Here is a 12,903-nt window from a genome sequence, read left to right as displayed (position 1 = left end):
AATCTTTAAAAGTTGCAAATGCTTTGAATGAATGGGATTATACCATATATCAGTATTTCTACTTAAAATTTATGATATTATTAGACGTATTTTTGTAGTGGTGGAAAAGAAAATGAATGGAGGAAATAGATATGTCTAAAAATCTTTTTCGGTTTATTAAAATTTTTGTTGTGTTCTTTTTGGCAATAAATTGTCTATGGTCACAACCACAAAACGTTGGGATTGGGACGGCTAATCCGCACAGTTCGGCATTGTTAGATTTAGACGTATCTGCTCCATCGTTCACTACAAAACTTGGTTTTCTCGTCCCAAGAATGACTCTTGCCGAACGAACCGCGATCCCATCTCCTGCTACGGGATTACTGGTGTATCAAACTGATGCAGTTGCTGGTTTCTATTATTACACTGGTACTGGCTGGATTAGAATTATTGATGCCGGAACAAACAATTTGTTCCTTTTGCTTTCCGGCGGCACTATGAGCGGCAATATTAATATGAACAATAATTTAATTACTAATATCGGCAACTCTGGAACTAACTTTTTGAACAACGGCGGTCTAAACCTTGCAAACACTTTAACTGTTTCCACAGGCGGTATTAATATTACCGGAAATAGCACGATTTCAGGAACTCTTTCTGGGCTTACAGGGCTTACTTCGTCTGGAAGTATTACTTTTTCGTCTCTCGCGGCTAATAGCATTGTTAAAACTGGTAGTGGTGGATTACTTACTACTGGTACAATTGATTTAAGCACATCTGAAGTATCAGGTACTTTGCCAATAAACCGAGGCGGAACAGGGCTTGCTGCAGCTCCTTCTAATGGACAGCTATTAATTGGCAATGGGACTGGGTTTACTTTGAATTCTCTTACCGCTGGTTCTAATATTAATATAACTAATGCCGCTGGCTCGATAACTATAGAAGCAACAGGTGTCGAACAACCTTTGACGTTTAATGCACCTCTTACAAGAGCTGGCAATGCAGTTTCGATTGAGCAAAATACAGTTACATCGGCTGGGGTTGTTGCAGCTGGTAGCGGTAATCCAAATAAAGTCTGGAAAACAGATGCAGCAGGGGTTCCCGCTTGGCGAGACGAAGCTTCTGCTTCTGGCGGTTATACTGCGGGAACAGGTATTGATATTACGGGCACTGTTATTTCTAACACTGCCCCTGATCAAATCGTTACTTTAAACCAAGGTGGGTTAATAAATATTACTGGCTCTTATCCAAATTTTACAATTTCTACGCCAAACTTTGGACTTACCTCTGGAACAATTGCCGAAGGGAATCACACACATGCAATAACGGCCCTTAATGCAAACAACTGGAAATTATTTTATTCTAATGGTTCCGGACAAATTACTGAACTTGCATTTGGTACAAACGGACAGTTCTTGCAGTCTACAGGCGCAAACTCAGCTCCACAGTGGGCTTCGCTGCTATTGCTACCAAATGGTTCGGACAACCAGACTTTGCGTTATAGTGGTGGCAGCTGGCTTGCTTCGGGCTTCCTAAGAAACACAAGTTCAGGAATTGCAATAGGCAATTTTACTGAAAATCCTACTGCCGCACTTCATCAAGATATGGGAACTACAGCAATGAATTTGCATAAATTTACTGGAGGCACACTTACCGGTAGAGGTGTAAATGATGGATTTGATGTCGGAATAGAGCAAAATGGGAACGCAATTCTTCGTCAAAACGAACCTCTTAATATTCAGATGTATACAAATGGTATTGAAAGGCTTAGAATTACTGACAACGGTAAAATTGGGATGGGGCAAAATGTTAATGTTACGCCTGACTCGATTACAGCGCAGGTTAATGGGGACTTGCGAGTAACCGGCGACTTGGTTGTTGATGGCAATATTGACCCAATCGCAATAATTCTTCAGCCTCGCAACACTTCTCCGGGCAGTGTTTTCGAAGGAATGATATACTACGACAATACTTCTAAAAATATTAGGGTGAGGAAAGGTAATAACTGGACAGATTTAGTTTCTTCAAGTGATACAACTTCATCCATAGCGGTAGGGAATCTTGCTATTGGGAAACAAAATCCAGAAGTATCTGCTGATATTAACGGTGCTTTGTCTTTAAATCCACCAGATGTAGTTACTTCCTCACCTATTCAGGTTGGAAATCGTTCTTACGTTAAATTTAATTTATTGGGGAATTTTTCTATTTCAGATGGGAATTCACCAGGTCAAATTTTGATTTTACATAAAGTTAATTCAGCTAATTCAACGTTACAAGGCTCAAATCTTTCATTAAAAACTTCTACTCCAACTTCCTGGCAATCGAGCAAGATAGATGATACTATTACTTTGATTTGGAGTGGAACAAAATGGATTGAACTATCACGTCAAAATCCATAATTGCTAATTTCATTATTAATTAACTTATGAACAAAATTTTATATTATAAAATACTGAACTCGGGAGGGAAATTGATGAGGAAGACTTTGATACATATGTGTATCATTGCTTTTACCTTTTTCAGTTCAATTTCTACTCATTCGCAGATATTGTATTTGAAAGATGGGGCTGTATTTTATGTAAATTCAGGTGCTAATGTTTCTGTCAATGGTGGTGTCGAAATAGCATCGAATGCTACTTTATCGCATAGTAATTCACAAGCAAGCAATTTATGGATTTCGGGAATTTTTAGAAATTTAGGTAACTACAACCAGAACGGTTTTGGAGTGTTGCGTTTTTTTGGAGCGTTGCAAGATTCAATTGCTGGACTACCAAACCAGACATTCGAGCGTATCTGGGTAATGAAAAATGGCACTTCAATGGTAAATGTTTCGCCTTTGCTTAGCAGCCTTACAATTTCAAACTCTATACGGCTTATTTCGAATAATATTTTTAATATACACCGTTCAAATCTGATAATTGAAGTCGGTGCAAATATTTACCCAGATTCAACATCGACTTACTCAAACGATCCGATAGTCGATTTATTTAATTCGCAAAAATTTGTAATGACAAGTGGCGAACGCCAGCTAAGCGGAGCAATTATTAAAAAATTGCCTGTTATTACAAGCTTAACCTCCGATTTAAACGTTCGTTTCCCTATTGGGACACCACTCGACACATCAAATCCAGTTGTTCGCAATTATTCATCAATTAGATATGTTTTCGCAGCAGGCGAGATGACAACAACTGCAAACGCAACCCTATCAGTTCGTTGTATCGCTGCGGAACACCCAAATGTGGAAGTGCAGGGCGTTTCATTGCGAAAGTACTGGAAAACAGATTTTGCTAATATTTTCGTTCAGCCCGGCGGATATAGTTTAAGATTTAATTATAACGATAATGAAGTGCAGGGATTAGAAACCCAATATTTGATGACTCTGTTTTACAGACCATACGACGGTCCGAACGGGACATTTTATATAAATCCCGGTGCTGGCTATGGAATTGAACCTGTCAATAATAGGTTTTATATTGATGAAGTTAATAAAAAAGACACTGTAAGTGGTGCCTACCTTTTGCTTGATGGAGAATGGACTGTAGGACAAGAAGAAACAATCAGCACATTTTATTACAGTCGTGCTGATGGCGATTGGTTCGACCCAAATACTTGGTCTAAGCAAGGTTATTTCGGTGCTCCTGCTGGAAGCTATCCCTCGACAATAAACGACAAAGTATTCATCGGGAACGGGCGAAATGTCTCTGTTTCGGCGGTAACTCCTGTTATCAAAACCATTCAAGTGCAATCGACAGGTCAATTGTCTTTTCCAGTTTTTAATGCTTTTGTGCAAGGCGATTCTCTGTTTGTCGAAGATGGTGGTAAATTAAATATTTCGAGCCCCGATGGTATTACACAGAATGCAAATGCGGGCAACATTCGCACTCAAAATAGGTCATACTCGCAGAATGCAATTTATGAATACATTGGTGGTTTAAACCAAGTGACCGGTGACGGATTACCTGATATTGTCCGAAGTCTTATAATAAATAAAACTAATCCTACCGATACAGTTTCGCTTACTAAATCTATTTTGATAAAAGACTCATTGGTAGTTAATGAAGGCACATTCCACCTCTTCAAAAATGGGAACTTTACTGCAAACGGCGAAACAGCAGATACAACCGTTCGCCAAATTATTATGCGTGGTGGCTATTTTGTTATGCAAACATATCCAACTAAATATAAAAATGCAGTATTCACTGCGGGAACCCTTATTTTTGACGGTTCAGGTTCGTTTCGGTTGCCAAGTAGTGGGAGTCCATCGCCTGGCGAACCTGCTGTTACTCAATATCACAATATCAGAATTACTGGCAATCGTGCTGCAAATACCTATATTACATTAGACCCAACCGGTGAAATTAGAATTGGTGGCGAACTTGATATTTCTGCTCTTACATTTCATCCAACTCCTATTGCTGATAGATTTATTGTAACTGGTTCCACTGTTGTTTTCAATGGGAATGGTAATCAAAATATCAACACAGGATATCCCACACCAAGAGATTTAGTTTATAGATTAAAATTCCATAATTTAAATATTGCCGGTACGGGCAACAAAATTGTAATGCCGCCAAACGATGCCAATCCTTCGAATAATTTCCTGCTTGTTCGTAATAATATTAATCTTATCTCGGGGCGACTTGTTGCTAACGACCAACATATTAAGTTGCTGCATTCGTGGGTAACTCAGCCTGGTGGGCAGTTCGACGCTGGAAACGGACTCGTTACATTCGAAGCTGATGGCAAAGTTACGAGTATTCTTTCGAATGGAATCGTCTTCAATAACGTTCGTATTATGGGAACTGCAATAAATGGTGTTGTAAATTACTTAGATAGCATAACAATTAATGGTAATTTGACTATCGACCCTGCTACATTTAGAGACTTGAATAGCACTGCTCTGGCAATTCGTGGTAATTTTATAAATTCTGGCACTTTTGCTGCTCAAAATGGACGTGTTTATTTCAACGGCGTAGGCAACCAAACCATCATAAATAATGGTAAAGGTTCATTTTATAATTTAACTGTAAATAAAACTTCTGGCAATTTGCTTTTAGATGGTGACTCACTGATTAAAGTAACAAATAACTTAGCGCTTATTCAGGGTAATATCAGTGGACGCAATGCTACCTCTCTTCCAAACAAACCAATAGTGGTGGATGGAACAATTACTCGTCCCGGAGCAAATCCCGGGCATATTGATGGACGTTTGCGATTGCCGTTTGGTGAAAACTCTGTATCAAAACTATTCCCAATTGGGTTAGGAAATCACTATGCGCCAGTTAACCTATCGATAAATGGCTGGGGCGGTGCTGCTGGCTATCTTGATGTTTATGTGCTTGTTGATACCGCTGCACCAAATATAACTCGCTCAGTTATTCAAACTCAATTGCCAAATGGTCCCGAATTGGATACCACTCGAAATGTTCGTAAAGTATGGGTGATTCACGCGGATACAACCTCACAAAATAGATTTACTCTTGCTTCCACTCGAACTTACGACGCAGAGTTTTTCTTTACTCCCGTTGATACCATAGGGCGAGGCAACCCGCTCAATTTTGAAATATATCACCGTGATACAACTATTAACACGGGGCGATGGAGACGTGTTGAACTTGGTGTTCGCAACCCGCTCTCGACTGTTATGATTAATAACAGTGATTTGGACAACAATTCTCCGCATTACTTCATCATTGGTGAGCCGCGTGTCTTCACTTTCTACTCTATTGCCAATGGCAATTGGAACAACCCAAATACCTGGTCGACTGCAAGCTATACCAACACCGAACCATCATCCCGAGCTCCCGAAAGCCGCGACAATATTCGCATAGGCAACGGAAAAACAGTAATTCTAAACGTTAACCATAGTGTTGATGCAGGTAGGTCAGTTATTGTAGAAACAGGTGGTAGTGGTTTCCCCGGCGGCAATCTCGAATTTGCTGACGGTTTAATCCTACTAACGGGTGCTGGTACATTCAGATTGGATAGCGCAGGTGCGCTGACTATTAGGCATGCTCAAGGTATTACCGCATCAGGCAACACCGGCTGTATTCGAACAACCACTCGCCAATTTAATTTCAATAGTCATAATTCGGGCCATTTTATCTATGCTGGCACCGGTGCCCAAGTTACGGGTAATGGTATGCCACTTACAATGAGAACTTTCAAGGTCAATAAGCCCTCTGGAACACTTTCTATAACAGGAACGACACCAGTAATTTTATATATTACGGATAGTTTGTATTTCCAAAGTGGCAATATTGACATTAGCAATGCTATCACAAAGGTTAGTGGTAATTTTGTTATAGATAATGGAGCTACTTTTAATCCTGGGAGATTCAGACCTGATAGTATATCAAATTTCAATTCTCTTACGCCAGCACAAAGGAATGCAAATGATACAACTCTTTGGCATGGTGTTGTTGTCTTTAATGGAAATGATAATCAATTCATAAGGGGGACATTCGATACTACACAATTCCTTGCTTTTAATAGAATTAGTCTTTCGAAACGCTCTGGGAATGTTATTTCTCGTTTTGATATACGTACTCCTGTGTTTTGGTTTAAAATTGGGAACCGCTCTAATTTTGACGTATTTACAAATAATAAAAGATTATTGGTTTATGATTCTACGGGTGGATATTATGCGTTATTCAGATATGATTTAAGTCTTGCAGATAGTGCGTACTATTCAAATGTTGGTTATGTCCTTGGAAGATTAATAAGATTTATTGGTGCAAATGAAACAGGTTCTAATAGAATTTTTCCTATCGGTACACGTACTAAATATTCTATGTTTGTAATTTTAGCTGGTCAAAGGCAACAAGGAGGACTTATTGAAATCATTGCTGTTGACGGTAATCATCCACAATTCAATCCAATCAGTATAAACCCAAATACTAATATCCAAAGATACTATGAAATTACTTTACCGTATGGTATGACACCTCAATATATCCAAGGTAATTATACTTTAAATACGAGATTGTTTTTCACTCAAGATGAACCGCGTGGAGGAATTAATCCTATAAATTATAGAGGTTTTAGACTTCTTACAACTGGTTTTTGGACAAGAACATCTAATATCTCTACAAGTGGGAATACAACTACTCAATTAGATATCGCTCTCAATAATCCTTCTTTAGGTGGGAACAATATCTTTAATGTTACTTCACAATTTTCACCTGCTTCTTCTATTGTGCTTATGATTGGCGAGGACCCACCGACTGTTACTGAACGTATTTTCTATTCTCGTAATTCCGGCAACTGGACCGACCCAAATACATGGGCTTACGCTACTGTTCTCTACGAAGACACCGAACAAGGTTATGCTATCACAACTAACACTGTCAATGACTATCCAAGATACAATAATTCTTCTTATCGTGATTACGCTATTATCGGGGATGGCGATTCAGTTTATTTCAATCTTTCCAATGTTGATTTGCGATATGTACTGCTCGAAAAATCTAATAATGGAGTTGGTAAGCTCGTTATGCCGGGGGAAAATTATATTCGCACCGACCAATTTGTTATGAAAAATGGTGGGAAACTCTACATCGGCTCTGTTCAAGGAATTGTGCAGAACTCTACTACACAAGGGAATATTAGGCAGCTTACATCTTCATCGATTATTAATTTCAACTGGAATAATTTAGGTAATAATAACTTTGCTTATATTGGTGCGGCATCAGATGCAGTTCAAGAAACAGGTTCAGGTCTTCCTTCAACAATTGCATCTCTTGAAATCAATTATAATCGTAGTGCAGCAGATCGATATGTTAACCTTACAAACAATGCACCGCTTACTATTCGCGATAGTATTGTTTTCCGTGGGGGGCGTTTCCGTAACCGTGATGGAGCACGAGAGATTAACATTCAAGGCGATGTAGTTAATTACTCAAATGGTGTAGGTTTTCATAACCAAGCTAACCCATCTAATCGCCGTATTTACTTTATTGATGCTATGAGCCAGAGAATTCGAGGTTCAGCAAACTTAACCGCTTTTCCTTCAACAGTTAGAATTGATAAACCTTCTGGTAATATTACTTCTTCTGTAAATATACAGTTTAGCGATTCTGTCCAGTTCCGGACAAACACAATTTTTGCACTGAACGATAATACAATTACAACATTTGGTGCTAATTCAATAATCGATAGCTTGAATTTGTTTAACGCTTCCCGTTTGTTTAAAGTAAGCGGCGGTTCTAATACTGCTCGCATAAGAAAAATATATCCAGTAGTTACAAACCAAACATATACATTTACTTTCCCAATTGGGGAAGACTCATTAGGGTTGCGTCCTGTCCGATACAGCGAAGCAAGAGTTACGCTTACCAACCAAACATACAATACGAACAATTTTTTAGAAATCACTCTTAGAAGCGCTTATTCTCATCCTCAAGCTCCAGGGTCCAATCCTAATATGTTAAGAAAGTATTGGAGCATCAGCACAAGTAATATTGTTTTGAGTAATGGAACATCTTCACTAAGGCTCAGATACAACGATGCTGAGCGTGTGGGCAATATATTGAACTATAGACCGCTTATTTACCGTCGAGCTGATGTCGAACCTAACGACCCGGGCTGGGGCTTTGCTATTTTCAATGCTTCAAACCTTCAAATAGATACAACTAACAAATATATTATAGTTGATAATGCCTATACTCTGCCCAACCATGACTGGACAGCTGGCGAGCCCTCATCTTTTGAACGACCACGAATATATTGGAGCCGCCAATATGGTTCTTGGGAAGATCCGCGCTCTTGGACTAATTTTTTCAATGCAGGGAATCCACATAGTAGTAACGTTGTAGCTCTAAATACGCCAGGCTTTTTCCAGGGCGATACTGTCATAATTGGTTCAAATCATCTCATTACACTCAATCAAACTCCTCGTTTCTCTGTCGATAGTGTTCAGATTGCTACGTCTGCACCGAATACCTCAATGCTTGATTTTGGATACTTCAATAATAAATCTCTTCGCGTTAGAAACACTATTCGTGTCGGACCAAATGGCTACTTGCGTAAAATGCAGGGACCTCCTGTAAAAAGCATCGATACTTTATATGTTGAAGGCGTATTCCAAAATGACGCATCAAGTCCTGCTGGCGTTAGATTATTTGCTAATGATACAGTTAACGCTCGATTGATATTCTTAGGCAGTAAACATTCTTATATCAGAGGTGAAGGAAACTATACCTCGATTGGTACTGTTCGAGTTGTTAAATCCGACTCTATCTATAACTTGCATAACGAATCTCAATCGTTTTCAAATGCATTTACTAATGCAGTGCTCACTCGACCGAGTGTGGATTTCATTCTGGATGCAGGAATGTATTACCACGATAATGCTGCTAACATAACGCTTTCGACCGACGGAGATGGTGATGTCTTTTTGGGTGATTTAGTCGGGCTTGTTGTTCGAGATGGTAGCGTAACATATAGTGATGGATTAATTTGCGGGCAAAATGCTTCCGTGTGGCTTCTCAACGGTACAATGAATATAGGTAATCAGAAAGATGAACATTTCCAATATGAAAGCGTTACAATAATTGATTTCCAAGGTGGTAGCAAACTCAATGTAGCTGGTTCGCTACGTCGAAGATTCTTAACATCAGCTGTAGATTTCCGTTTGCGTGATAGTGCAGAAATTCGAGTGATGATTAAAGGTTCAACTACCAACAGTTCACAACGCCGTGCTGCTTTCGATTTTGGCGAAGCTAATTCAAAATTTACGATGACAGGAGGTCGAGTTGTTGTTCTTCGCACGATGGATACAAGTGCAATTGGAGAAAAGGACCCCGACTATTTTGTTAACACCACCGTAAATACGGTAACTGGCGGTACTGTTCAGATTGGTCATCCAGATTCGCTCTTGTCAAATACTCAGAATTTTGATATCATCTCCTCTGTCCCTTTCTGGAATCTCGATATTGCTAATACTTACGGAAAAGAGCTTTTGCTCGGTAGTCCAATCATAACCATACGAAACGACCTTACCATTCGCGATAATTCAATCTTTAATATGAATGGTAATACGGTCAATTTAGGCGGTGATTTAACTATTGATGGACTTTTCCGAACGGGGAATACTGGTACGCGGCGATTTGCTTTTGTTGGGAATAGCAGTTCAAATCCACCTACAAAGCAAATTCAGACTGTTAAAATAAAACGCAGTGACAATATCCCATTCTTTGATTTAGCTATCAGTAAGTCTAACGGTGGTTCCGTTGAATTGTCGAACAACGTAAATTATCCAAATTCCAATTTGATAATTAAAAACACTCTCGAATTTTCTATTGGAAATACTGGAATTGTTAATACAAATAATAGATATGTGCAGGTTGGGACTTCATCAATCGATCTGGCTTCTATCCAGAGATTTAGCCAAGGACACGTCAATGGTGAACTCCGACGCTGGATTAATAATGGCTCACAAAATATTTTATTTACTGTTGGTTCGTCCGATGCATATACTCCTGTTCAATTAGATATATCCTCTGGCTCAGGAACGCAAGGCTTGCTATCAGTTACTGCCTATGGAGTGTTACATCCAGATTTAGCAAATTGCGATCTGCATCAACCGAATACTCAGATTGACCGCTACTGGAGGATTGTTCCGGCAGGTAGTCCACAATTTGAATTAGGTTCAGGCAGAACTTTTGCGTTAACAACATTTTTCAGAAAAGGTTATCAACCTTCGGGCGACCTGAAAGTTGGTACTTCTTTTGGTATTATGGAGCACTTCCGCCGTACTCCTGCCTGGAATGCTCCTGGTGCTTGGTTTACAACTGTTCCAGATTTACGAACCGATTCCTCAACTACAACTAGGAATAACGTTGAATTTGGTGATTTCTTTGTTGCTGAAATTGCTGGCTTGCGTTTCTATTCTCGTCAATCAGGCAATTGGAATGATATTAACACCTGGTCAATTGAGGGCTATAATGGTGCAGTTGCTCCGAGATGGCCAAATCTTGAAACAGACAGAGTTTTTATCGGTAATGGGCGCGTTGTAACAGTTAATCAAAGCAATCCGCGGATCCGCTCGCTTACGGTTGAGAAAATCAATGGCTTGCCAGGTAAGCTTGTCCTTCTCGACGAACGCTATATTCGCGGGCTTTCTTTCGAACTTCGTGATAGTTGTTATATTGCTACTGATGATGCCTATGGGTTTAATTCTCTTACTGGGCTTTATCCCAATATTGGTTCTATTAGAACAGCTAATATTCGTTCTTACGGCAAAGGTATTTTCGAATATGTCGGTTCTTTAAATCAGGCTACTGGCGATGGCCCGACTAACCCAAAAACTGTAATTGTAAACAACTCTGGTACATCTAGCAAAACTGTTACTTTCTCGCCTACCACATTTACCATTGATGACACTGTTCGCGTTGACCTTGGTTATTTGTCCTTTGGCAGTGCTAATGTTAATTTGCTTGGAAATCTTATCGCAAATAATGGGACACAAGTTTTTGGCGGTAATTCAAATGTTACAATCAATGGGAATGGTAATCAATACGTTGTAATGAACGACACTTCCGGTGTTAATTTCTATAATCTAACTATAAACAAAAATAACGGGAACTTAATTTTGTCTGGTTCAATTGATTCAGCTGAAATTAAAATCGAACGTCGTCTAACATTTGCAAATACTAATAATTCTGTTATCAATGCAAGAACCAATAATAAAGTTGTCAAACTTTTGCACGACACAACTACTATTGTTCGAAACGGTAGCGGGCATATTGATGGATTGCTTTTGCGTCCGTTTGGTACGGGAGCAGGCTCATTTAAATTTGAAGTTGGGTTTGGAAATGTTTATACTCCTGCCGAATTAACCTTCACTTCGGGTAGTGGCAATTCTGGTTTTGTTTCTGTTATTGCAAATTCTCATCCGAGCATAAATTCAGCAAGAATTCATGAAACTCGACGTGTAAATTATTGGTGGCAAATTCGAAACAAAAACAATTTTACTCTTGGCACAAGGCAATTTAATACAAAATTCACGTTCCCTGCTTCTGAAGTTAATAATTTTCCAGGTGCGAATGTATCGAATGCATATCTGCTACGTAAATCATATCCTGCCGAAACTCCTCTTTGGAATTTACATCAATATTCTCAACTTAATTGGAATACTTCTGTTGCATCTGTTGAAATTGCAAATTCTGCCGATTTTTGGAGCGGTTTTGGTGATTTCTACATCGGTGAAAAGAAAAATCTTGCCTTTTATAGCAAACAAAGCGGATTATGGAACGACCACAACACTTGGGCTCTCAACGAAAGCAGAACAATTTTTGCTCCCGAAGGTGAATTCCCAAGCAACGTAAATGAGTTTGCAGGAGATTCAGTTATTATTGGTTGGAACGATTCGCTTCATAATGTTAGGTTGAACGTTGCAAATCCTTCTGTTGGTGGTATCACGCTACTCTACAACGGTCGCCTTGATTTGCACAACCAGGGCACAATGTTAGCAAACATCATCAGTGGAAGTACTTCATTCCGTTTGCTTGATAGCTCAACAATTGCTTTTGGTGGCAATGTAAATCCAACAACAAGTGTACTATCAGGTTTTGCTAATTATTTGCTTGGGGAGTACTCAAATATAGAGTTCTATGGCACTCAGACACTTATCCCAAATCCTTTTGGATTAGCGAATTATCCAAATAATGTTATTCTTTCTGGGAATGGCACAAAATTTGTTAATACCCCAATAGTAATATTAGGAAATTTATTTATCAAAGATAACGCAACTTTGAATGTTAACGAGATAAATGCTCTTACAGTTAGGAAAAATGTGATTAATAATGCTACTATTCAAAATCAAGGTGTTATTCAAATAGGTGAATAAACGTTATGTTACTAAAAATTAAGTATTTCTACTTAAAAATTTATTGCATCGAAAACGTATTTTTGTTATAGATG

The 12,903-nt window shown here is 38.9% G+C and carries 2 protein-coding genes; both read left to right on the top strand.

The window, feature by feature from the left end; translation table 11 throughout:
- Positions 1 to 131: 131 nt before the first annotated feature.
- The gene (locus AC6QZF_RS02715; protein WP_499798342.1) at positions 132 to 2,378 is read left to right on the top strand and encodes a beta strand repeat-containing protein; all 2,247 of its coding nucleotides are present in this window, start codon (positions 132 to 134) and stop codon (positions 2,376 to 2,378) included.
- Between the two features lie 74 nt (positions 2,379 to 2,452).
- Complete coding sequence (locus AC6QZF_RS02710) at positions 2,453 to 12,829, top strand: hypothetical protein (RefSeq protein WP_499798341.1); 10,377 nt, start codon at positions 2,453 to 2,455, stop codon at positions 12,827 to 12,829.
- Positions 12,830 to 12,903: the final 74 nt, after the last annotated feature.

The organism is Eximiradius sp., from assembly GCA_937127445.1.
In the GTDB taxonomy this organism is placed as follows: domain Bacteria; phylum Bacteroidota; class Ignavibacteria; order Kapaibacteriales; family UBA2268; genus JAKIZO01.
Note: the sequence above shows the minus strand (reverse complement) of the source record. Positions and strands in the feature narration are given on the sequence as shown.

Coding starts and splice junctions, on each gene's coding strand:
- AC6QZF_RS02710 (WP_499798341.1), top strand. CDS start 2,453: ATGAGGAAGACTTTGATACATATGTGTATCATTGCTTTTACCTTTTTC.
- AC6QZF_RS02715 (WP_499798342.1), top strand. CDS start 132: ATGTCTAAAAATCTTTTTCGGTTTATTAAAATTTTTGTTGTGTTCTTT.